Source organism: uncultured Pseudosulfitobacter sp., from assembly GCF_963976325.1.
GTDB lineage: Bacteria > Pseudomonadota > Alphaproteobacteria > Rhodobacterales > Rhodobacteraceae > Pseudosulfitobacter.
On the sequence record NZ_CAXBJW010000002.1, the window covers coordinates 299,956 to 321,191 of the forward strand.

The following is a 21,236-nucleotide window of genomic DNA, read 5'->3' on the forward strand; positions in this document are numbered from 1 at the left end:
GATTTTCCAATGAACGACAAGACAGACATCGGCATGAAAGTGCGCCGCGAGGTTCTGGGCGACGCCCACGTGGACCGCGCCGAGGCCAACAAGACCGACTTTGACCAACCGTTTCAGGGGCTGATCACCGAAGCCGCCTGGGGCACCGTCTGGGCCAGTGACGCCATCAGCCGCCGCGAGCGGTCGATGCTGACGCTGGCCCTGCTGGCGGCGACCGGCAACTTTTCGGAAATCCCCATGCACATCCGCGCCACCGCCCGCACAGGGGCAACCAAACAGGACGTGATCGAGGCGTTCCAGCACGTTGCGATTTATGCGGGTGTTCCCAAAGCCAACCACGCGATAGCCTTGGCCAAGGCGACCTATGCCGAAATGGAGGAAACCCAGTGACACAAAAACCTTCCGGCCTGTTCCACCGCGACCGCACCTGGCACCCTGCCGCGCTGACGCCACCCTATAAAACCAGCATCAAACGCTCGCCTGCCGCCGCGCCCATTTCGATGCCCTCGACGCTAAGCGAAGACACCGGCCCCGTGTTCACGCGCGACATTCTGGGCCTCCAAGACGCCGACCTGATCCACAACTTTGCCACTGACGGCCAGTCCGCCATCGGTCCGCGCATCATCGTCTATGGCCGCGTTCTGGACGAGAACGGGCGCGGTGTGCCGAATGCGCTGGTCGAGGTCTGGCAGGCCAACGCCGGTGGCCGCTACCGTCACAAAAAAGAAAGCTATCTTGCCCCGCTGGACCCCAACTTTGGCGGGTGCGGGCGTGTGATCACCGATGAACAGGGCAACTACGAATTCCGCACCATTCAGCCCGGCCCATATCCGTGGCCCAACGGCCCGAACGACTGGCGGCCCGCGCACATCCACTTTTCGATCTTCGGCCAATCGTTTGGCCAGCGTCTGATCACCCAGATGTATTTCGAAGGCGACCCGATGATCTGGCAGTGCCCCATCGTCGGCACGATCCCGTCGCGCGAAGCAATTGAAACGCTGGTGGCCGCGCTGGACATGCGCCGCACCGTGCCGATGGACGCACGCGCCTATAAATTTGACATCGTCCTGCGTGGCGTTCGTCAGACCATGTTCGAAAACCGGATGGAGGGGCTGTGATGGTACAGAAGCTGGACAACCTCAAGGAAAGCCCGTCACAAACGGCCGGCCCCTATGTTCACATCGGCCTGACACCGAATTTCAGCGGAATTACAGGCGTTTACGATGCCGATCTGGGCACGACAATGCTGGGCAACGCGCCAAAGGGCGACCGGATCACGATCAAGGGCCGTGTGCTGGACGGCACAGGCACGCCCCTGCGCGATGCGCTGCTGGAAATCTGGCATGCCGACGCCAGCGGCATCTATCCCGGTCAGGATGGTGCGGACGCGGACGTTTACGGCTGGGGCCGCTGCCCCACGGATATGGACGACGGCACGTTCCGGTTCGAGACGATCAAACCCGGAGCCGTACAAAACCGCGACGGCACGCCGATGGCCCCGCACATCACCTTCTGGATCGTGGCGCGCGGCATCAACCTTGGGCTTCATACGCGGATGTATTTCGCCGACGAATCCGAGGCCAACGCCGCCGACCCGGTGCTTAAGCGGATTGAACATCAGGTGCGCGTGCCGACCCTGATGGGGCAACCGCAGGACGATGGCACCTATCTGTTCGACATCCACCTGCAAGGGCCGGACGAGACGATCTTTTTCGACATCTGACGGCAACGGGGCGGCGCACAAACGCCGCCCTTTGCTTCAATCGTCGGTCTTCTGACTGCCGCCCATCTTGCTTAGGTCCACGCCCTGCCCGAACGGGATCGTGGCGAACGGGCCGGCATGGCGGGTCTGTGCGGGGTCAGACGGATCGGCAGGGGCCGCTTGGGCAAAGATTTCCTCGGCAAACTGCTCGGCATTGTCCTGCGGTTTATACCCCAAGAATGCCGCACCCGAATTGTCCACGGGGCAGCGGTCGTTGTTGGACACGCCGTAAACAATCGTGAATTCGGTGGTCGGCGTGTCAATCGCGCGGGTCACCAGATGCACCAGATCGGGCATCGACAGCCACGTGCCCAAGGCGCGCGTGCTGCGCACGGGGGCGGCGGACAGGATGCGCAGGCAAACGGCCTCGATCCCGTTTTTCTCCCACATCATGCGGCCCAGGTTTTCGCCAAAGCATTTCGCCAGACCGTAGAACGTGTCGGGACGGTGCGGCGTGTCGACGCCGATATGCTGGTTCTTGGGATACATTCCGACCGCATGGATCGACGACGCATAGACAACCCGCTGCACCCCGTGCCGCCGCGCGGCCTCCCAGATGTTATAGGTGCCGCGAAAGTTCGAATGCAGGATCGAATCGAAATCGGATTCGTTGGCGATGGCGCCGAAATGGACGACCATGCTGGCGCCTTCCATCATCTTCAGAATGGGGTCGAAATCGCCCAGATCGGCGGTGACCCAGGTTTCGTTTGGCAACAGATCGCCTTGCGCTTCACCGATGTCTGTCGACACCAGCTCTTTGGCCATTTTCGACATCTGCTCGCGCAGGGCATGGCCCAACGCGCCGGCCGCGCCTGTCAGTACGATTTTGTTCAGCATGTATTAGTCCTTTAGATGATGGCCTTTTCGACAAAGCCTGCGCCCTGTGCGATCCGGTCAAAGTGGAATGAGGTCAGGTCAAGCGACCGATACGCCCCGTGTATGATCATCTCGGCGGTGCCGCGTCCGATTGCGGGGGCCTGTTGCAGGCCGTGGCCCGAGAACCCGTTCACGAAGATGAAGTTCGAAACCTCTGGATGCGGTCCCAGAATAGCATTCTGGTCCAGCGTGTTAAAGGCATAGTGGCCGACCCATTCATTCACCAGCTTGATCTGCTCGAACTGGGGCACGCGGTGGGCCAGAACCGGCCAGACCTTGTTTTCCCAGATGCTGTAATCGGGTGCAAAATCGTCGGCATCGACAGCGGCGTCGTCATCGGGTGGGCAGCCCGCCATGTAATACAATCCATCGCTGCGCATGTGCACACCGCTGGGGTCGATGGTCAGCGGCAGGTCACGGTCCAGCCGCTGTGCTGCGGCAAAGACGAACGTGAACCGCTTGCGCGGCTCCACCGGCAGCGGAATGCCCGCCATCGCGGCCACTCTGGCCGCACGCGGCCCCGCAGCGTTCACGACAGTGCCACAGGCAATCACCTGCCCCGTGGCCAGCGTCACGCCTGTCACTTGCGTGCCTGCCGCATTCAGGGTCAGCCCCGTCACCTCGTTCGCCACATATTCCACGCCACCGGCCCGCGCGCCTTTGCGGAACCAGTCGAACACGGTGCCGCCGTCAAAGTAGCCTTCGTCGATCAGGTTGTGGTTGCCCGCGATGATGTCATCGGTGTTGTAGAACGGATAGGCTGCCTTGATCTCGGCGGCGGTCATGTGGCGCGTCCCTGCCCCACACGCAGCCTGCACCACCTGCGCCTGCTTCAAATTTTCCGCCTGCGCTTCGGTCTCGGCCATATACATATAGCCAAACGACTGGATCGGCAGGTTCGGCACCTGTGGGTCACCCATATGGTCGCGCATATTCTGGACAAAATCCGCCCCGAACTGCGAAATGCGGACGTTGACCTCGTTGCTGAACTGCTGGCGGATGCAACTGTTGGTGTGCGCGGTCGAACACATCGCATAGCTGGGATCGCGTTCGATCACCAGGATACGGCCGTCAAAACCCAGATGCGTCAGCCACCACGCCACCGAAGATCCATACATCGCGCCGCCGATCAGGATAACGTCATAGCTGTCGCGGTGTGGTGGGGCAAAATTGGGGGCAGTCATCGGTTTGATCCTGATCCATCAGAGTTTCAGCGGACCACAACACGCTTGACGGTTCCTTGCCAAGGGTCTGTGAAACAGGCAGTGCCGAAAAAGTGCAGCCTTGGCCGAACCACCCGGCACCGAACCCCGCAAAACGGTCCCGGATTGACCCTACGGAAGCGTCTGGTTCCTGCCCCCGTTCCACTTTGGAAGTGCCTTAAAATTAAGCAATTCAGAGGACTTAGAGGGGTCGAAACAATGGGCCAGTTGCGCATTGACCGCAAAGCTGTAGTCTTGGGCCATGACATCACAAAGCCAGCATTTCAGCGAGATGATGGGGCAGGACAGCGTCCGCACGCCCTATGTCGATTATAACGCATGGTTCTCGCGGCAAGACACCGCGCGACTGTCCCGCAAAGCCCAAGAAGCCGAGGCCTTTTTCCGCCGCACGGGCATCACGTTCAACGTCTACGGACAGTCCGACGCCGAAGAACGGTTGATCCCCTTCGACCTGGTGCCGCGCATCCTGACCTCGGCGGAGTGGACCAAACTCAGCCGCGGAATCGACCAGCGGGTGCGTGCGGTCAACGCCTTCCTTCATGACATCTACAACCGTCAGGAAATCCTGCGCGCGGGTGTCGTTCCGGTCGAGCTGATCCAGAACAACGACGCTTTTCTGCCGCAAATGATCGGATTCACCCCGCCGGGCGATGTTTACACCCACATCGTCGGCACCGACATCGTCTGCACCGGCGAGGGCGAGTTTTACGTTCTCGAAGACAACGCGCGCACGCCGTCCGGTGTCAGCTATATGCTGGAAAACCGCGAAACGATGTTGCAGATGTTCCCCGAGCTGTTCAGCCAGATCAAGGTGCAGCCGGTCAGCGATTACCCCAAGAACCTGCGCCGGTCGCTGGCAGCCTGTGCGCCCTCCAGTTGCGAAGGCCGCCCCACCGTGGCGGTGCTGACACCGGGCATCCACAACTCGGCCTATTACGAACATTCCTTTCTGGCCGACCAGATGGGCGTCGAGCTGGTCGAAGGCCACGATTTGCGAATCGTCGATGGCAAGATCGCCATGCGCACGACCCAAGGGCACAAGGTCATCGACGTGATCTATCGCCGGATAGACGACGAATATCTTGATCCGCTGACCTTCAATCCCGACTCGTTGCTGGGCGTTCCGGGGATCATGGATGTCTACCGCGCGGGCAACATCACCATCGCCAACGCACCGGGCACCGGCGTCGCCGACGACAAGGCGATCTACAGCTACATGCCCGAGATCGTCGAATTCTACACCGGCGAACGGGCGATCCTGAAAAACGTCGAAACCTACCGCTGTTCCGAGGCGGACTCGTTGAAATACGTGCTTGATAACCTGGCCGACCTGGTGGTCAAGGAAGTGCACGGTTCGGGCGGCTACGGCATGTTGGTCGGCCCCGCCGCCAGCAAACAAGAGCTTGAGGATTTCGCCGCCAAGCTCAAAGCGCGCCCGTCCAACTATATCGCCCAACCAACGCTGTCGCTGTCCACCGTTCCGATCTTTACCGACGCCGGACTGGCCCCGCGCCACGTCGACCTGCGCCCCTTTGCGCTGGTCTCGCCCGAGGGTGTGAACATCACACCGGGCGGGCTGACGCGGGTCGCATTGAAAGAAGGGTCGCTCGTGGTGAACTCAAGCCAGGGCGGCGGCACCAAAGACACATGGGTATTGGAAGACTGATATGCTGGGAAAAACCGCAGGCGGTCTGTACTGGATGTTCCGGGGTCTGGAACGGGCGGAAAACAACGCCCGTTTGATCGAGGCCGGATTTCGCATCGCCCTGACACGCTCGACAAACACCGCAACCGAATGGAAATCGGTCATTGTGACCTCGGCGGCCCAACAGGGGTTTACCGCCAAACACACCGAATTCAACAGCACCAACGTGATCGACTATCTGCTGCGCGACACCGACAACCCGTCGTCGGTTCTGTCCGTGGTCAAACAGGCCCGCGACAACGCACGGATGGTGCGCACCGCGCTGACCACCGAAGTGTGGTCGGCGGTCAACGAAACATGGATGCTGATCACCGAACTGCTGAAAAACCCGGTGCCAGACACCGACCTGCCCGAGGTGCTGTCGATCATCCGCCAGCAATCGGCGCTGGTGCGTGGTGCGCTGCACGGCACCATGCTGCGCAACGACATCTATGATTTCTGCCGTCTGGGCACCTTTATCGAACGCATGGACAGCACCGCGCGGATCATCGACGTAAAATATTACACGTTGCTCCCGTCGCCGTCGCTGGTGGGCAGCCGCATGGACAACGTGCAGTGGGAAACGCTGTTGCGGTCGGTTTCGGCGCACCGCTCGTACCGTTGGGCCGTGGAAGACGACTATACCGCCACCAACATCGCGAACTTCCTTGTGCTGGACCGGCGTATGCCGCGATCACTGGCCTTCTGCGCAGGACAGATTGTCGAAAACCTTGACTACCTGTCCGAAGAATACAGCGACCGCCGCCCGTCACATGACATGGCCGACCGACTGGCCGCACGACTAAAGGGCCGCGACATTCATTCGATCATCGAAGAAGGCCTGCACGACGTTCTGGGCACGATCATTTCGGATGTCGGTGCACTGGGCGCGCAGATCGAAAAAGACTATCGTTTCAACTATTAAACACAGACAGGACACCCCAGTTGCAACTGCATGTCACGCACACGACCCGCTATGCCTATGACGCACCTGTCATTTACGGCCTGCAAAAGATCCGGCTGCGGCCGATCGCGTCGCATATGCAATCGGTCACCGACTGGACCCTGACCGTCACCGGCGGCAAGATCGAGTGTTCGTACACCGACCACCACGGCAACCAGACCGACCTGGTGTCGATCACGCCCGAGGGTGATGCGGTCGAGATCACCGCCCGTGGCACCATCAACACCGAAAATACCCACGGCGTCTTTGGCAAGGTTTACGGGCGCGTCCCGCTGTACCTGCTGCGGATGCCCACCCCAACAACCGAAGCCGGCCCCAAGATCCGCGCATTTGCCCGCACGCTGGACAAACACGACGATCTGCTGACCGGCCTGCACGCGCTGTCCGAGGCGATCCTGAAAGCCGTGCCATACGAATCCGGCCACACCGACGCCACCACCACCGCCGAACAGGCGCTGGCCGGCGGCAAGGGCGTGTGTCAGGACCACGCGCAAATCTTCATCGCGGCCGCCCGTCTGGCGGGCCTGCCTGCGCGCTATGTCTCGGGCTATCTGATGATGGACGATCAGGTCGATCAGGATGCCAGCCACGCCTGGGCCGAGGTGCATCTGGACACGTTGGGCTGGGTTGGTTTCGACGTATCGAACGGCATTTCGCCAGACGAACGCTATATCCGCCTCGCCGTGGGCCGTGACGCAAAAGAAGCATCTCCCATCGAAGGGATGCGAATGGGGTCTGCGGACGAATCGATGATTGTGTCTTTGCAAGTCCAGCAGTAATCACTGTCATCAAACCTTCTTTGGATTTTGCAAAATGACTTACTGCGTTGGGATGCGGCTTGATAAAGGCTTGGTCTTTATGGCCGACACGCGCACAAGTGCCGGCGTGGACAACTTTGCCGTCACCCGCAAAATGTTCAGCTTTGAAGTGCCGGGGGAACGGTCCATCGTCCTGATGACCGCGGGCAACCTTGCCACCACGCAGGCAATGATCAGCCTGCTGGAAGAACGGTCCAAAACCGCCGAAGAACGCGACCCGTCGATCCTGCGCCAGTCGACCATGTTCCAGGTCGCCCGTCTGGTCGGTGAAACCCTGAACGAAGTGATCGTAAACTCGTCCCCCAACGGACAGGGCGCAGCGGACCAGTTCCGCGCTTCGGTCATTCTGGGCGGCCAGATCGGCACCGGCAAACCGACGATCTTCCTGATCTACCCCGAAGGCAACTTTATCGAGATCACCGACGACACGCCGTTTTTCCAGATTGGCGAAACGAAATACGGCAAGCCCATTCTGGTGCGGACCTACGACCGCGAGATGAGCTTTGAGGACGCGGTGAAACTGCTGCTGGTGTCCTTCGACTCGACGGTCAAATCGAACCTCAGCGTCGGACTGCCCTTCGATCTGATGATCTACGACCGCGACAGCCTGAACCCCATGCGCCTGACCCGCATCGACGCCACTGACAGCGTCTATCAGGCCATCTCGAACGGTTGGGGTGATGCGTTGAAAGACGCGTTCCTGCAATTGCCCAGCTACACGCTGAAGGACTGAACCGGGGCCTGAGTTGTACGAATGCCCGGGGATTTTGTACAAGACTCCGGCCTGCCCCATCCTTTGTTCCGCGATAGCTTGGACGCAGATTGGCATTCAGCTTGTGAACACATCTGGTGACCCCGGCAGGATTCGAACCTGCAACCTGCCCCTTAGGAGGGGGCTGCTCTATCCAGTTGAGCCACGGGGCCGCCGCGCCGACGCATAGCGCCTCTGGTTTGCTTTGTCACCAAACGACAGCACAGCCTTGCACCTTTTGTGCGGCTGAGGCTTACTGATCCTATAATAACAACAGGATGGCTTTTGTGACCGACCGCCCCCAACGCCCCCTCACCCTGCGTGACGTTTCCGAAGCGTCGGGGGTGTCCGAAATGACCGTCAGTCGCGTGCTGCGCAATCGCGGCGATGTGTCCGATGCCACGCGTAAAAAGGTGCTCGAAGCCGCCACGACACTGGGCTACGTGCCCAACCAGATCGCCGGGTCGCTGGCGTCGAAGCGGGTCAATCTGGTGGCCGTGATCATCCCTTCGCTGGGCAACATGGTGTTCCCCGAGGTGCTGACCGGCATCAACCAGATCCTTGACGACACGCCATTGCAAGCGGTCGTAGGTGTCACCGACTACCTGCCCGAAAAGGAAGAGCGGGTGCTGTACGAGATGCTGTCGTGGCGTCCGTCGGGCGTGATCATCGCAGGGCTGGAACACACCGACGCGGCGCGCGCCATGATGACCAACGCAGGCATTCCGGTGGTCGAGATCATGGACACCGACGGGCGCTGCGTTGATTCGATGGTGGGCATTTCCCACCGCCGCGCCGGTGCGGAAATGGCGCGTGCGATCCTGAAACAAGGGTATCAGCACATCGGATTCATGGGCACCAAGATGCCGCTGGACCACCGCGCACGCAAACGGTTCGAAGGGTTTACCGAACATCTTGCCAAGGCGGGTGTCGAGATTGAGGACCGCGAATTTTACTCGGGCGGTTCGGCCCTGGCAAAGGGGCGCGAGATGACCAAGGCGATGCTGGACCGCAGCCCCGACCTTGATTTCCTGTATTATTCCAACGACATGATCGGCGCGGGCGGGCTGTTGTACCTTTTGGATCAGGGCATCGACGTGCCCGGACAGATCGGGTTGGCGGGCTTCAACGGCGTTGAGCTGTTGCAAGGTCTGCCCCGTCAATTGGCAACGATGGACGCCTGCCGTCTTGAGATTGGTCGCGCCGCGGCCGAGATCATCCGCGACCACGGCCAGGAAGGCGCATCGACCGAGCCGCAAAAGATCACGCTGACGCCCAAGATCAGCCTTGGCGATACGTTGCGCCGCCGCCGCGTGTGACGCGGCCCGTTCTGGACAACACCGGCGCGCGTCGGGTTTTTCTTGACCGACACGCCCTGCTTGAACCGCCTCAGGGCGCCGGGCATGGCGACGCGCTGAAAACGCTGATCTTTCGTCTGGGATTTGTGCAACTTGACAGTATCAACACGGTTGCCCGTGCACATGATCTGATCCTGTTTGCCCGACGCCCCCGCTATCGACCCAAGGCGCTGGAAAGGCTCTACACCCGCGACCGCGCCCTGTTCGAACACTGGACGCACGACGCTGCCGTGATCCCGATGGAATTCTACCCCCACTGGCACATGCGCCGCACCCGCGATGCCGAAAGGCTGAAAAAGGCGTGGAGCAAAGACCGCCGCGCCGGGTTCGAGGCGCAGTACCAGACGGTTTTGGACCACATCCGCGACCACGGCGCCTGTTCGTCCTCTGATGTCGGCACCGACGAAAAGAAAGGCTCGGGCGGCTGGTGGGACTGGCACCCGTCCAAGACCGCGCTGGAATACCTGTGGCGGTCTGGCGCGCTGGCTGTCACCGGACGCAGCGGGTTCCAGAAACGCTATGACCTGACCGAACGGGTGATCGACACGGCGCTGGCCGATCCTGCGAACGCGCCGGACACCGGGCAAACCATCGACTGGTGCTGTACTCAGGCGCTGGACCGCCTTGGATTTGCCTCGCACAGTGAACTGGCTGCGTTCTGGGGCCACATCCGCCCCGCCGAAGCGCAGGTCTGGGTCAATCAGGCACTGGCCCGCGGCACCATCATCCCCGTCGACATCCAGAACGCCGACGGCAGCCTGCGCGCCGCCTATGCCCGTCCCGACCTGCTGGACGATCCGGCGATACAGTCCCCGCCCAGTCCACGCCTGCGCATCCTCAGCCCGTTTGATCCCGCCCTGCGCGACCGCAAACGCGCCGAGCAACTGTTCGGCTTTTACTACCGGATCGAGGTCTTTGTGCCCGAGCCAAAGCGCATATATGGCTACTACGTCTTCCCGATTATGGAAGGCGACCGGCTGGTGGGGCGCATCGACATGAAGGCCTTTCGCGCCGAAGACACGCTGAAAGTCCACGCGCTGTGGCCCGAACGCGGCATCCGCTGGGGCAAGGGCCGCACAGGGGCCCTAATGGCGGAACTGACCCGCATCCTGAACCTCGCCGGCGTCAGCGAGATCGACTTTGCCCCCGACTGGCTGCGCACACCGCTTTGACCCTTCATCTTGCCAATAGCACTTTCGAAAAAAACAAGAACCCCCTAACGCTGTCTGAAATCATAGATTTCAACGCGTTAGGTGATAAGATATGTCTCAGGTATTTCGAGAAGTGCTTAGATAAACTCCGGGGGACGGCCGCAGGCCGGGGGGCTGGCCCCCACGCCACGACAACGATTGCACCCGCCGGAAGAAAAGGTAGTGTCCGAGCATGTCCAATACCTATCCAACGATTCACACGGTCGGCCTGTCAGGCGTCCTCGTCACCTTTGCCGAGGCACTGGATGACACCGCCAACCGCGCCGCCCTGGCCTTTCGCGCGGCTGTCGATGCCCAAGGCTGGGACTGGGTGCAGGAAAGCGCCACCTCGCTGATCTCGGCCTTTTTTCGCACTGACCTGGCCCAGCATTCCGCAGCAGGGATCACCGAGCAGTTGACCGACCTGCTGGCCACCCGCGACTGGTTCGCGGCCCCCCTGCCCGAGGGGCGCAAGCTGTGGCATATTCCGGCGGTGTTCGGCGGCGATCTGGCCCCGCAACTGGACGAGGCCGCCGAAGCGGCCGGCCTGTCGCCCGAGGACGCCATCGCCGAGCTGACCAGCACCCGTATGCGCGTGATCACCATCGGGTTCGCCCCCGGTCAGCCCTATCTGGGCACGCTGGGCGAACATTGGAACATCCCGCGACTGGGCACGCTCAGCCCCAACATCCCGCGCGGTGCGCTGGTCGCCGCCGTGCGCCAGTTGTGCCTGTTTTCCAACGACACGCCGACCGGCTGGCGTCATGTGGGGCAAACCGCGTTCCACACCTTCCGGCCCACGTCCGACACGCCGTTCCCGCTGTCGCCGGGGGACGAGCTGCTGTTTCACGCCACGACCCCCGCCGATTACAAGACCATCGCCGCCAACAACGCCGACGGCGCGGGCGGTGCCACATGGGAGGCCTTGCCATGACCGCCGCCCTGAACGTCATCCAGATCGGTCCTGCCGCCGCCTATCAGGATCTGGGCCGCCCCGGCTATATTGCCACGGGGCTGACCCGGGGCGGTGCGATCGACACGCTGGCGGTGCACGAAGGGGCTGCCTTGCTGAAGCAATCCCCCGACTGCGCGGTTCTGGAAATCGCCAGCGTCGGCGGTGTGTTCGAGGCCACGGCCCCCCTGCGCATTGCCCTGACGGGTGCCGATATGACCGCCCGTATTGACGACGCCAGCGCCGCATGGAACGCAGCGCATCAGATGCAGGCCGGCCAACGGCTGACCATTGGGGCGGCGCGATCAGGCAGCTATGGCTATCTGCACATCGGCGGCGGGTTTAACGCACCGGTGCGCATGGGCGCACGTGGTGGCCATATGTCCGCCGGTCTGGGCAAACTGATCGCCAAGGGCGACACGCTGCCCGCCTTGCCTGATACCGGCACGCGCACCGGCTTTTTCCTGCCCCGCGACAAGCGGTTCGACGGTGGCACCGTGCGCATCGTGCCATCGGTGCAGACCAACCATTTCCCCCCCGAAGAACGCGCCCGGTTCGAAGCCACCGCATTCAAACGCGACCCGCGTGCCAACCGTCAGGGCATCCGTATGGAACACGACGGCGACGGCTTTGCCGCCCAGGGGATGCGCACCATCGTGTCCGAGGTCATCGTGCAGGGCGACATTCAGATCACCGGCGACGGCACCCCCTTTGTGCTGATGTGCGAAAGCCAGACCACTGGCGGCTATCCCCGCATCGGCACCGTCATCCCCGCCGACCTGCCCCGTATGGCGCAGACCCCTGCCGGCGGACAGATCACGTTCCAGTTCATTACGCTGGACGAAGCCGTCGCCATCCAGCAGCAAGACGCCAAGGCCCGCGCCGGTCTGGCCGCCAAGGCGCAACCGCTGGTGCGCGACATCAACGACATATCCGACCTGCTGTCCTACCAACTGGTCAGCGGGGCCATCTCGGCGCAAGCCGACCCGTTTGAATAAAGGAACACCGCCATGCAAGTGGATCTGAACGCCGATATGGGCGAAAGCTTTGGCCCTTGGAAAATGGGCGACGACGCCAGCCTGCTGACCACCGTGACATCGGCCAACATCGCCTGCGGGGCGCATGCGGGTGACCCCGACGTGATGGCCACCACCATGGGCATCGCGTTGCAAAACGGCGTTGGTATCGGGTCGCACCCCGGTCTGCCCGACCTTCAGGGCTTTGGCCGCCGGCGTATCCAGATGCCCACCGGATCGCTGCAAAACTCGATCCGCTGTCAGGTTGGCGCGTCGCTGGGTATGGCCGCCGCACTGGGCGCGAAAGTGCGCCATGTGAAGCTGCACGGCGCCCTGGGCAACATGACATCCGAAGACGAAGACATGGCCCGCGCCTGTTACGAAGCGGCGCTTTCGGTGGATGAAAACCTGATTGTGATGGTGCTGGCCGCGACCGCTCAGGAACGCGCGGTGCGCAGTCTGGGCTGCAAGTTCGCCTGCGAGATTTTCGCCGACCGCGCCTATAACGACGACGCGACGCTGGTTGACCGGTCGATCCCCGGTGCGGTGATCCACGACCCCAAGGTCGCGGGGCAGCGCATGGTGGATATGGTCAAGGCGCAGGCGATCATCACCGATTCGGGCAAACACATCGAAACCCCCATCGACACGATCTGCCTGCACGGCGACACGCCCACGGCGGTGCAAATCGCTGCCGAAGTGCGCAGCGCGCTGGAAGACGCCAAGATCACCGTCACCCAGTTTGCCGGGCGCACTGCCTGAACGTCAGTCGAACAACGCAACCAGTTGCTGCGCATTGCCCAGCAACTGGCCCGCGTCGTCGCGCATTTCCATCTGCTGCACTGAATAGCCGTCCGCCGCTTGCAGGCTGGTGGCCTTGACCGACACCCAGTCGACCGCATCGGGCACGCGGGCGAAATCCATCGCCCATGTGATCGTGCTGATCGGCGCAGGGGCGTCAAAGCCGACCATGGCCGCAGGGGGCAGGCTGTCGCCCAGACACATCAGCGCCACGTCGGGTGCCACACCTGTGGCGTCCTTTAATCGGGTCCAGATGGTAAACTCAGGCTGGTCCGAGCCCGAGATCAATCCGTCGCCCTGCGCCAGCAGCATGTCAAAGTTGTTCCAGAACCCTGTCGCCCGCCCCCGCGTCATTGCAACGCTGTCCGCACGCGCCGGGATAACCGGAACCGGGTGAAAATCATGGGTGTGCTTGCTGTCACGCGCGCCGCCAAAGGTGAACATGGCGACAACGCCCAAGGCACCCTCGCTGTAGCAGTCGACTTTGACAAAGCTGCTGGTCCGGCCGGCGCGCACCAAGGTCACGTCGAATCGCACCTGCTCCGTGATCGGACGCAGATAGGTAAGCTGCGCCGCCCGCAGCCGTGGAAGGTCGGGCAAGGTCTGGCGCGCCGCCTCAAGCGCCAGCGCGGCGGTGATGCCGCCAAAGGCCGTGCGCCCCTGCATCCACGTTTCGGGAATGTGGCCAATATGGCCATCTGGACCGCTGCGCATCCCTGCAATCAATGCACCAAGCGTCGGGGCGTCTGTCTGATCCATCGGGCGGCTTTCTGTTGGTGACTGTCGCCGTGCAGGATGCACCAGCCGCAGCACCGACAAAAGCAGCACCTCACGTCACGAAACACACTGATCCAGAAAGCAAAAAAGCCCGGTCTTATCGACCGGGCCTTTTGATCTAGTGGTGAGCCGTGTTGGGTTCGAACCAACGACCTACTGATTAAAAGTCAGTTGCTCTACCAACTGAGCTAACGGCCCACTAGGCGGCCTAACTAGAAAGACTTGGCGGGGGGGTCAAGCCCTATTCAGCAACTTTATTTGCCGAGTACTGGATTCATTTCAGGCGCGGGGTTATATGCGCGAAATGACACAGGATTCTTGGACAAATTTGCCCTTCATGAAGATGCACGGGCTGGGCAACGACTTTGTCGTTGTGGATGCACGCGCACATGACGTGGCGATCACGCCTGCACTGGCGCAAGCCTTGGGTGACAGGCACCGTGGCGTGGGATTCGACCAGTTGGCCGTGATCGGCAACGGGGCCGGTGACGCGCACCTGACCTTTTACAATTCGGACGGATCGCTGTCGGCCGCCTGCGGCAATGCGACCCGCTGCATCGCGCGCTATCTGATGGACGAATCCGGGGCCAAGACGCTGCATCTGACCACGGATCGCGGTGATCTGGCGGCAAAGGACATGGGTCGGGGAATCACCTCGGTCAACATGGGCCATCCACAACTGAACTGGGATGAAATTCCGCTGGCGCATGAGATGGACACGCTGGAGCTGCCGATTGACGGCGCGCCCACGGCTACCGGCATGGGCAATCCGCATTGCACGTTTTTCGTAGAGGATGCCGAGGCTGTCGACCTGTCCGCGCTTGGGCCCCGCATTGAACACCACCCCCTGTACCCGCAGCGCACCAACGTGCAGGTCGCGCAGATCACCGGCCCCGACCGCATTCGTATGCGCGTGTGGGAACGTGGCGTGGGGCTGACGCTGGCCTCTGGCTCGTCTTCCTGCGCCACCGCTGTTGCCGCCGCGCGGCGTGGCCTGACGGGGCGCGACGTGGTCATTGATCTGGACGGCGGGCAGTTGCGTGTGGAATGGCGCGACGATGGCGTCTGGATGACCGGCGCCACGATGCATGTCTTTTCGGGCGAACTGACGCAGGCGTTTCTGGACAGCCTGACATGAGCGCCCCGATATTCTCGAATCACGGCTGCCGCCTGAACGCTTACGAGCTTGAGGCGATGAAGGAACTGGCCGAGGGTGCAGGGCTGCAAGACGCCGTGGTGGTCAACACCTGCGCCGTCACCGCCGAGGCGGTGCGCAAGGCCCGTCAGGACATCCGCAAGCTGCGCAAGGCCAACCCGAACGCCCGGCTGATCGTGACCGGCTGTGCGGCCCAGACCGAACCCGACACCTTTGCCAACATGGCCGAAGTCGACGCGGTGATCGGCAACACCGAAAAGATGCAGGCGAACACATGGTCGGGCCTAGCAGGCAACTTTGGCACCGAGCCTGTGCAGGTTGATGACATCATGTCGGTGACCGAAACCGCCGGCCACCTGATCGACGGCTTTGGCACCCGTAGCCGCGCCTATGTGCAGGTCCAGAACGGCTGTGACCACCGCTGTACCTTCTGCATCATTCCCTACGGTCGCGGCAATTCGCGGTCGGTCCCTGCCGGTGTCGTGGTGGACCAGATCAAGCGACTGGTGGACCGTGGCTATAACGAGGTGGTGCTGACCGGCGTCGATCTGACGTCCTGGGGCGCCGACCTGCCTGCCGCGCCGCGTCTGGGCGATCTGGTGATGCGTATTCTCAAGCTGGTCCCCGACCTGCCCCGCCTGCGAATCAGCTCGATCGATTCGATCGAGGTGGACGAGGCACTGATGCAGGCGATTGCCACGGAACAGCGGTTGATGCCGCACCTGCATCTGTCGCTGCAACACGGCGACGACCTGATCCTGAAACGGATGAAGCGGCGGCACCTGCGCGGTGACGCCATCCGGTTTGCCCAAGAGGCGCGCGCGCTGCGGCCCGATATGACGTTCGGGGCCGACATCATCGCAGGCTTCCCGACCGAGACGGAAGCGCATTTTGAAAACGCGCTGGCGCTGGTCGAAGAATGCGACCTGACGTGGCTGCACGTCTTTCCCTATTCGCCCCGTCCTGGCACCCCTGCGGCGCGCATGCCGCAAGTGAACGGCCGCGCGATCAAGGAACGCGCCGCACGGCTGCGTGCGGCGGGCGCAGCGCAGGTTCAGCGCCACTTGAGCGCACAGGTGGGCCGTACCCACCAGATCCTCATGGAAAGCCCGCATATGGGCCGCACGGCGCAATTCACCGAAGTGCATTTTGACGCGCCCCAGACCGAAGGCAGCATCGTGCCGGCCACGATCACAGGTCATTCAGACGGTCACCTGCTGGCCTGATACCGCACTCTGGACTCATTGGCGCCAAATATACAGCGCCGGAATGAGTCCAGCCCCAGCCCACCAGACAACGAAAAACCCCCGCCCTGTTGCCAGCGCGGGGGTTTGTCATGTCGTCCAAGGCGTCGGGATTAATCCTTGCGCTTGTACTTTTTCTTGACCGGCGCCCAGATGCGCTTGTTGGTCAGGTACAGCAGAACCGACAACAGCGTCAGGAACACAACGCCGACAAAGCCAGCCTGTTTGCGCTGCGACAGCTTGGGTTCAGCGGTCCACATCAGGAACGCCGCAACGTCCTGCGCTTCGTGGTGCAGTTCGTTCGAGTGGCCATCGGCAAACTCGACATCCTCGCCGCTCAGCGGTTGGGTCATGGCGATCCAGCTACCGGGGTACATGTGGTGCCCGTCCTCGTCCTTGCACTGTTCCGGGTAACCACCCGCCGTAAATGCGGTATTATAGTGTCCGGGGAAATCCGCAGGGGCGCAGCTGGGCGCGTCTTCGTAGCTGATCAGCAGGGTGGCTATATATTCAGGGCCACCGATGCCGTTCATCAACTGGTTGATCCCCAGGTTATAGGGACCGTGAAAACCCGCACGCGCCTTGGCCATCAGGCTCAGGTCGGGCGCGTTCTCCAGCGCCGAATGGGGGAAGTGATCCACCGGCTTGCCAGGGCGCATGTCGTCCAGTTCGGGATCAAAAACCTCGAACTGTTCGGAATAGGCGCGCATCTGATCTTCGGGCAGATGAGGCCCGCCCTCATCCGCAAGGGTGCGCAGCGGCACGAACTTCAGACCGTGACAGGCCGAGCAAACCTCGGTGTAGATCTGAAGGCCGCGCTGTAGCTGGTTGGTGTCGTAGGTGCCAAACGGACCGTCGAACGGGAAATCGAAGTTCTCGACGTGCCCTCCGCCGCCAGCGGCATAAGCGCCTCCTGCCAGACCAAAGGCCACAGCAGCGCCAAGTGCGATATTCTTGAACATGGTGCTCATCCTCTTATTCCGCAGGCTGCGACACGGCGTCGGCCTTGGCCGAACCGGTCTTGGCCACTTTTGCGGCAAAGTCGTCTTCGATTGTCGCGGGCTGTGCATCGGGTTTTTCAATCACACCCAGCAGCGGCAGGATGATCAGGAAATAGGCGAACCAATAGGCCGACGCGATCAGCGAGAAGCTGGCGTAGGGTTCTTCCGCAGGCATCGACCCCAGCCACATCAGGGCCATGAAGTCGATGACCAGCAGCGCGAACCACATCTTGAACATCGGGCGATAACGGCCCGAACGTACCGAAGATGTATCCAGCCACGGCACCAGCGCCATCACGGCAATCGCACCGAACATCGCCAAAACGCCAAAGAACTTGGCGTCGATGATGCCGCCGGTCACGAAGGACGCGATCTGCACGACCCACACTTCCGAGGTAAAGGCCCGCAGGATCGCGTAGAACGGCAGGAAGTACCATTCCGGGACGATGTGTGCAGGTGTCGAAAGCGGGTTGGCTTCCAGGTAGTTGTCCGGGTGGCCCAGATAGTTCGGCATGAAACCGACAATCGCAAAGAACACCACCAGGATCACGGCCAGCGCGAACAGGTCCTTGATCACGAAATACGGCCAGAAGGGCAGCGTGTCTTTCTCGGCTTCTTCTTTCGATCCTTTGCGCACATCAACGCCCGTGGGGTTGTTGTTGCCGGTCGAGTGGAAGGCCCAGACGTGCACGATCACCAGACCCGCGATCAGGAACGGCAGCAGGTAGTGCAGGCTGAAGAAACGGTTCAGCGTGGCGTTGTCCACGGCTGGCCCGCCCAACAGGAAGGTTTGCAGACCCTCACCAATGAACGGGATCGCGCCGAACAGACCGGTAATAACCGTGGCGCCCCAGAACGACATCTGACCCCAAGGCAGAACATAGCCCATAAAGCCGGTCGCCATCATCAGAAGATAGATCAGCATGCCGATGATCCACGTGATCTCGCGCGGGGCCTTGTAGGACCCGTAGTACAGACCGCGGAAGATGTGGGCATAGACAGCCACAAAGAACAGCGAAGCGCCGTTTGCGTGCATATAGCGCAGCATATAGCCGCCGTTCACGTCACGCATGATGTGTTCGACGCTGGCAAACGCCATGTCGACGTGCGGCGTATAGTGCATCACCAGAACGATGCCGGTGACGATTTGCAAGACCAGGCAGAACACCAGAACGATGCCCCAGATCCACATCCAGTTCAGGTTCTTGGGCGTGGGGATCATCAATGTGTCGTACAGCAAACCAACAACGGGCAGACGGCTGTGCAGCCATTTTTCAGCACCGGTTTTCGGTTCGTAATGGTCGTGAGGAATTCCAGACATTGCGTTCCCTTCCCTTAACCCAGTTTAATCGTGGTTGCGTCCACGAATTCAGCCACAGGAACCGGAAGGTTCTGCGGTGCTGGCCCTTTGCGGATACGGCCCGCCGTGTCGTAGTGCGAACCGTGGCAGGGGCAGAACCAGCCGCCAAAGTCGCCCGCGTCGCCCAAGGGCACGCAGCCCAGGTGCGTACAGACGCCCATCATCACCAGCCATTCGCTGTCGGAATCTGCGTCGCCGCCGACCGGAACCAGCGACCGGTTCGGGTCGGTGGCGGGCGCATCAGCCGCGATGTTTGCGTTGCGTGCCATCGGATCGGGCAGGCTTGCCGGATCAACTTCGTTCGCTGCGGCCACTTCGGCCTCGGTGCGAAGACGGATGAACACGGGCTTGCCCAGCCATTTCACGGTCAACTGTGTGCCCGGCGCTATGCCTGACACGTCCACGCGAATCGACGACTGCGCCTTAACATCCGCCGAGGGGTTCATCTGATTGACCAGCGGCCAGACGGCAGCACCTACTGCAACAGCACCTGCACCCGCCGTTGCGTAGTACAGGAAGTCGCGCCGGTTGCCGTCGTGTTCATCTGTGTGGGACACGGGGTTTTCTCCAACTCTCTTGACCCTCGGGGGTCATTCGCCAATGGGGCCACGCAACAAAGCGCGGCCTTCCTCGGGGGGTATCTAACGGGGTGAACCTGTCCAGTCCAGCATCATTGATGTCGCACGTTGCCACATGTGGGAACTTTATCAGCCTGTGACGCACTGAAATGCAAGAATCACCCCATCCGCCTTAGGGCACAGTTGCTTGCATCGAATCGCGTGCGTTGAATTTGACGGCCCAGGCGGCCAAAGCATCGCGGCCATTGCGCCAGTTGCGGTCCTCGTGCCGGAAATCCAGATAGCCCAGCGCACAGCCCACCGCGACGTGTCCAATGTCCAGCGGCCCGTGAAGATGCGCCATCCAGCGGTTGTCCAGCGCATCCAGTCCGCGCGACACCTTTTCCCACTGGTTTTCGACCCATGTGTCCGACTGCTGCGCCGCCTCGCGCAGGCGGCGTTCGTAAACCATGCTGACCGCTGCTTCCATGATCGCGTCGCCGGTGGCTTCCAGCGTCAGCGTTTCCCAGGGGTTGGTCGCGGGGTACAGGCCCGCCTGCGCCCTGTCGTCCAGAAACCGCGTGATCACGCGGCTGTCGTACAGCGTGGCGCCGCCGTTGCGCACCAGCGCCGGGATCTTGCCAATGGGGTTCGCCGCAGCAAGCTCGGCCGGCGTGGCGCCGGGCGCGGTGGTTACATTTACGATCTCGACATCATCCAGTTGCTGCGTTTCGCGCAACACCACCAGAACTTTGCGGACAAAGGGCGAAGCCCCTGACATCAACAGCTTCATTCAGCTCTCTCCCTTGAATGTTGCGCCACAGTAACGCGGGCCGCGCAACAGTCAAACGCGCAGCTACCCGCCAGCGCCAGCGCCGCGCATCAAGGCCGCCAGAACCGCCAGATCACTGCCCACGCCAAATGCCTCGACCCCGTCGGCCGCGCGCAGGCGCACGTCGTCGGGTTTGTTCTGGCTGAGCTTCCATGTGCCGTCGACGCCGGTCACCGTCATCCGGCAGGGCACAATCTGGCGCATCATCCGGTCAAGCGCTGCGGCGTCCATCTTGTCGGCGGTCCACGGCGTCTTGGGGCGCAGACGGTCCTCGAAGCGGGCCGATTGCATGTCCAGCAAGGCGCGCAGTTCGTCCTGCGGACGCAGTTCCAGCGTGCCGGTCAGATGTACCGCGACATAGTTCCACGTCGGCACCTGATCGGGCACCTCGTACCAGTCGGGCGACACATAGCTGTCACCACCACTGACCGCCAAACGCACCGGCTGCGGGCTGGCCAGCAGCCGCGCGATGGGATTGGAGCGCACCAGATGCAGTGCCACGCTGGCCCCGTCATCGGACAACACAAAAGGCACGTGGCTGATCAGCGGCCCGTCGGGTGCATTCATCGCCAGCACGCCAAAACCACGGTCACGGGCAAAGGCCAGATTGCGTGCCGCGTCAGCGTCGTGAAAAACCGGATTAGGGTGCATGAATAACGTCCCGTTCAAAAGCCATGGTTCCTATTGCAGCCTTTGCCGACTTTTGACAATCTGGCGATGTTCTCAGGGCGGGGCGCAATTCCCCACCGGCGGTATGCGGGCATGACCCGTAAGCCCGCGAGCGGCGCTTGTATTGCAGGCGTGTCAGCAGATCCGGTGAGATGCCGGAGCCGACGGTCATAGTCCGGATGAAAGAGAACGTGCCATGTCCACGCCATCCGGCGGGGCTGCGGCATGTAATCGCCTTGGGTGAC

Annotated in this window: 22 protein-coding genes, 2 tRNA genes and 1 riboswitch; of the genes, 14 read left to right on the forward strand and 10 right to left on the reverse strand. The window is 61.9% G+C overall.

Annotated features, from left to right (window positions below; all coding sequences use genetic code 11):
- Positions 1-9 precede the first annotated feature (9 nt).
- From pcaC to pcaG, 3 genes are read left to right on the forward strand one after another with little or no spacing between them, the layout of a single operon-like run.
- On the forward strand, positions 10-390 hold the full coding sequence (pcaC, locus tag AAC077_RS08650) for a 4-carboxymuconolactone decarboxylase (RefSeq protein WP_339768547.1): 381 nt from the start codon (positions 10-12) through the stop codon (positions 388-390).
- Positions 387-1,118 (forward strand): protocatechuate 3,4-dioxygenase subunit beta, encoded by a 732-nt coding sequence (gene pcaH / locus AAC077_RS08655; RefSeq protein WP_339768549.1) that lies wholly within the window; start codon positions 387-389, stop codon positions 1,116-1,118. The genes pcaC and pcaH overlap by 4 nt, the downstream gene beginning before the upstream one ends.
- Positions 1,118-1,723 (forward strand): protocatechuate 3,4-dioxygenase subunit alpha, encoded by a 606-nt coding sequence (gene pcaG, locus AAC077_RS08660; protein ID WP_339768551.1) that lies wholly within the window; start codon positions 1,118-1,120, stop codon positions 1,721-1,723. Before pcaH ends, pcaG begins: the two co-directional genes overlap by 1 nt.
- 36 nt (positions 1,724-1,759) lie before the next feature.
- On the opposite strand, the gene AAC077_RS08665 is transcribed toward pcaG, so the two are convergent.
- Both AAC077_RS08665 and AAC077_RS08670 read right to left on the reverse strand, forming a co-directional pair.
- Positions 1,760-2,599: an NAD(P)-dependent oxidoreductase gene (locus AAC077_RS08665; protein WP_339768553.1), complete on the reverse strand. Its 840-nt coding sequence runs from the start codon at positions 2,597-2,599 to the stop codon at positions 1,760-1,762.
- An 11-nt stretch (positions 2,600-2,610) separates the two neighbouring features.
- Positions 2,611-3,822, reverse strand: coding sequence for an FAD-binding oxidoreductase (locus AAC077_RS08670; RefSeq protein ID WP_339768555.1), 1,212 nt, complete (start codon positions 3,820-3,822; stop codon positions 2,611-2,613).
- Between the two features lie 280 nt (positions 3,823-4,102).
- Between AAC077_RS08670 and AAC077_RS08675 the strand changes: the two genes are divergently transcribed.
- The 4 genes from AAC077_RS08675 to AAC077_RS08690 are packed head-to-tail and all read left to right on the forward strand — an operon-like array spanning position 4,103 to position 8,060.
- Positions 4,103-5,527, forward strand: coding sequence for a circularly permuted type 2 ATP-grasp protein (locus tag AAC077_RS08675; RefSeq protein WP_339768557.1), 1,425 nt, complete (start codon positions 4,103-4,105; stop codon positions 5,525-5,527).
- Between the two features lies 1 nt (position 5,528).
- On the forward strand, positions 5,529-6,470 hold the full coding sequence (locus AAC077_RS08680; protein ID WP_339768559.1) for an alpha-E domain-containing protein: 942 nt from the start codon (positions 5,529-5,531) through the stop codon (positions 6,468-6,470).
- A 20-nt stretch (positions 6,471-6,490) separates the two neighbouring features.
- Positions 6,491-7,288, forward strand: a complete 798-nt coding sequence (locus tag AAC077_RS08685) for a transglutaminase family protein (protein WP_339768561.1) — start codon at positions 6,491-6,493, stop codon at positions 7,286-7,288.
- Between the two features lie 34 nt (positions 7,289-7,322).
- A complete protein-coding gene (locus AAC077_RS08690) occupies positions 7,323-8,060 on the forward strand; it encodes a peptidase (RefSeq protein WP_339768563.1) in 738 nt (245 codons plus the stop codon).
- 114 nt (positions 8,061-8,174) lie between these two features.
- Here AAC077_RS08690 and AAC077_RS08695 read toward each other — a convergent pair.
- Positions 8,175-8,251 (reverse strand) — tRNA-Arg (locus AAC077_RS08695).
- A 114-nt stretch (positions 8,252-8,365) separates the two neighbouring features.
- Here AAC077_RS08695 and AAC077_RS08700 point away from each other — a divergent pair.
- From AAC077_RS08700 to AAC077_RS08720, 5 genes are all read left to right on the forward strand, one after another.
- Entirely contained in the window at positions 8,366-9,397 is a 1,032-nt protein-coding gene (locus AAC077_RS08700; RefSeq protein ID WP_339768565.1) for a LacI family DNA-binding transcriptional regulator, read from the forward strand.
- Positions 9,394-10,608, forward strand: coding sequence for a crosslink repair DNA glycosylase YcaQ family protein (locus AAC077_RS08705; protein ID WP_339768567.1), 1,215 nt, complete (start codon positions 9,394-9,396; stop codon positions 10,606-10,608). Before AAC077_RS08700 ends, AAC077_RS08705 begins: the two co-directional genes overlap by 4 nt.
- A gap of 211 nt (positions 10,609-10,819) precedes the next feature.
- Positions 10,820-11,560 (forward strand): carboxyltransferase domain-containing protein, encoded by a 741-nt coding sequence (locus AAC077_RS08710; protein ID WP_339768569.1) that lies wholly within the window; start codon positions 10,820-10,822, stop codon positions 11,558-11,560.
- Positions 11,557-12,576 carry an urea amidolyase gene (locus AAC077_RS08715; RefSeq protein ID WP_339768571.1) on the forward strand — a complete coding sequence of 340 codons (1,020 nt, stop codon included), beginning with the start codon at positions 11,557-11,559 and terminating at the stop codon, positions 12,574-12,576. The genes AAC077_RS08710 and AAC077_RS08715 overlap by 4 nt, the downstream gene beginning before the upstream one ends.
- Positions 12,577-12,588: 12 nt before the next feature.
- Positions 12,589-13,356: a 5-oxoprolinase subunit PxpA gene (locus tag AAC077_RS08720; protein ID WP_339768573.1), complete on the forward strand. Its 768-nt coding sequence runs from the start codon at positions 12,589-12,591 to the stop codon at positions 13,354-13,356.
- Positions 13,357-13,359: 3 nt separating this feature from the next.
- On the opposite strand, the gene AAC077_RS08725 is transcribed toward AAC077_RS08720, so the two are convergent.
- Both AAC077_RS08725 and AAC077_RS08730 read right to left on the reverse strand, forming a co-directional pair.
- Positions 13,360-14,154 carry a thioesterase family protein gene (locus tag AAC077_RS08725; protein ID WP_339768574.1) on the reverse strand — a complete coding sequence of 265 codons (795 nt, stop codon included), beginning with the start codon at positions 14,152-14,154 and terminating at the stop codon, positions 13,360-13,362.
- A 140-nt stretch (positions 14,155-14,294) separates the two neighbouring features.
- Positions 14,295-14,370: transfer RNA gene (locus AAC077_RS08730), tRNA-Lys, on the reverse strand.
- Between the two features lie 97 nt (positions 14,371-14,467).
- Here AAC077_RS08730 and dapF point away from each other — a divergent pair.
- Together dapF and mtaB are read left to right on the forward strand one after the other, a co-directional pair.
- A complete protein-coding gene (dapF, locus tag AAC077_RS08735) occupies positions 14,468-15,310 on the forward strand; it encodes a diaminopimelate epimerase (protein ID WP_339768576.1) in 843 nt (280 codons plus the stop codon).
- Positions 15,307-16,554 carry a tRNA (N(6)-L-threonylcarbamoyladenosine(37)-C(2))-methylthiotransferase MtaB gene (mtaB, locus tag AAC077_RS08740; RefSeq protein WP_339768578.1) on the forward strand — a complete coding sequence of 416 codons (1,248 nt, stop codon included), beginning with the start codon at positions 15,307-15,309 and terminating at the stop codon, positions 16,552-16,554. The genes dapF and mtaB overlap by 4 nt, the downstream gene beginning before the upstream one ends.
- 131 nt (positions 16,555-16,685) lie before the next feature.
- Here the strand turns inward: mtaB and AAC077_RS08745 are convergent, their stop codons facing one another.
- The 5 genes from AAC077_RS08745 to AAC077_RS08765 form a co-directional block, all read right to left on the reverse strand.
- Positions 16,686-17,534, reverse strand: a complete 849-nt coding sequence (locus AAC077_RS08745) for a cytochrome c1 (RefSeq protein ID WP_339768580.1) — start codon at positions 17,532-17,534, stop codon at positions 16,686-16,688.
- 13 nt (positions 17,535-17,547) lie between these two features.
- Positions 17,548-18,894: a cytochrome b gene (gene petB / locus AAC077_RS08750; RefSeq protein ID WP_339768582.1), complete on the reverse strand. Its 1,347-nt coding sequence runs from the start codon at positions 18,892-18,894 to the stop codon at positions 17,548-17,550.
- Between the two features lie 14 nt (positions 18,895-18,908).
- Positions 18,909-19,490, reverse strand: coding sequence for a ubiquinol-cytochrome c reductase iron-sulfur subunit (gene petA / locus AAC077_RS08755; protein WP_339768584.1), 582 nt, complete (start codon positions 19,488-19,490; stop codon positions 18,909-18,911).
- A 193-nt stretch (positions 19,491-19,683) separates the two neighbouring features.
- The gene (locus tag AAC077_RS08760; protein WP_339768585.1) at positions 19,684-20,283 is read right to left on the reverse strand and encodes a glutathione S-transferase; all 600 of its coding nucleotides are present in this window, start codon (positions 20,281-20,283) and stop codon (positions 19,684-19,686) included.
- A 63-nt stretch (positions 20,284-20,346) separates the two neighbouring features.
- A complete protein-coding gene (locus tag AAC077_RS08765) occupies positions 20,347-20,973 on the reverse strand; it encodes an FMN-binding negative transcriptional regulator (RefSeq protein WP_339768586.1) in 627 nt (208 codons plus the stop codon).
- Between the two features lie 64 nt (positions 20,974-21,037).
- Positions 21,038-21,186, forward strand: a riboswitch (FMN riboswitch).
- The last annotated feature ends 50 nt before the right edge of the window (positions 21,187-21,236 follow it).

What these genes read in the sequence shown, in the direction of transcription:
- pcaC (WP_339768547.1), top strand. Translation starts at nt 10, where the DNA reads ATGAACGACAAGACAGACATCGGCATGAAAGTGCGCCGCGAGGTTCTG.
- pcaG (WP_339768551.1), top strand. Translation starts at nt 1,118, where the DNA reads ATGGTACAGAAGCTGGACAACCTCAAGGAAAGCCCGTCACAAACGGCC.
- AAC077_RS08665 (WP_339768553.1), bottom strand. Translation starts at nt 2,599, where the DNA reads ATGCTGAACAAAATCGTACTGACAGGCGCGGCCGGCGCGTTGGGCCAT.
- AAC077_RS08670 (WP_339768555.1), bottom strand. Translation starts at nt 3,822, where the DNA reads ATGACTGCCCCCAATTTTGCCCCACCACACCGCGACAGCTATGACGTT.
- AAC077_RS08675 (WP_339768557.1), top strand. Translation starts at nt 4,103, where the DNA reads ATGACATCACAAAGCCAGCATTTCAGCGAGATGATGGGGCAGGACAGC.
- AAC077_RS08680 (WP_339768559.1), top strand. Translation starts at nt 5,529, where the DNA reads ATGCTGGGAAAAACCGCAGGCGGTCTGTACTGGATGTTCCGGGGTCTG.
- AAC077_RS08690 (WP_339768563.1), top strand. Translation starts at nt 7,323, where the DNA reads ATGACTTACTGCGTTGGGATGCGGCTTGATAAAGGCTTGGTCTTTATG.
- AAC077_RS08710 (WP_339768569.1), top strand. Translation starts at nt 10,820, where the DNA reads ATGTCCAATACCTATCCAACGATTCACACGGTCGGCCTGTCAGGCGTC.
- AAC077_RS08715 (WP_339768571.1), top strand. Translation starts at nt 11,557, where the DNA reads ATGACCGCCGCCCTGAACGTCATCCAGATCGGTCCTGCCGCCGCCTAT.
- AAC077_RS08720 (WP_339768573.1), top strand. Translation starts at nt 12,589, where the DNA reads ATGCAAGTGGATCTGAACGCCGATATGGGCGAAAGCTTTGGCCCTTGG.
- AAC077_RS08725 (WP_339768574.1), bottom strand. Translation starts at nt 14,154, where the DNA reads ATGGATCAGACAGACGCCCCGACGCTTGGTGCATTGATTGCAGGGATG.
- dapF (WP_339768576.1), top strand. Translation starts at nt 14,468, where the DNA reads ATGCGCGAAATGACACAGGATTCTTGGACAAATTTGCCCTTCATGAAG.
- mtaB (WP_339768578.1), top strand. Translation starts at nt 15,307, where the DNA reads ATGAGCGCCCCGATATTCTCGAATCACGGCTGCCGCCTGAACGCTTAC.
- AAC077_RS08745 (WP_339768580.1), bottom strand. Translation starts at nt 17,534, where the DNA reads ATGTTCAAGAATATCGCACTTGGCGCTGCTGTGGCCTTTGGTCTGGCA.
- petB (WP_339768582.1), bottom strand. Translation starts at nt 18,894, where the DNA reads ATGTCTGGAATTCCTCACGACCATTACGAACCGAAAACCGGTGCTGAA.
- AAC077_RS08760 (WP_339768585.1), bottom strand. Translation starts at nt 20,283, where the DNA reads ATGAAGCTGTTGATGTCAGGGGCTTCGCCCTTTGTCCGCAAAGTTCTG.
- AAC077_RS08765 (WP_339768586.1), bottom strand. Translation starts at nt 20,973, where the DNA reads ATGCACCCTAATCCGGTTTTTCACGACGCTGACGCGGCACGCAATCTG.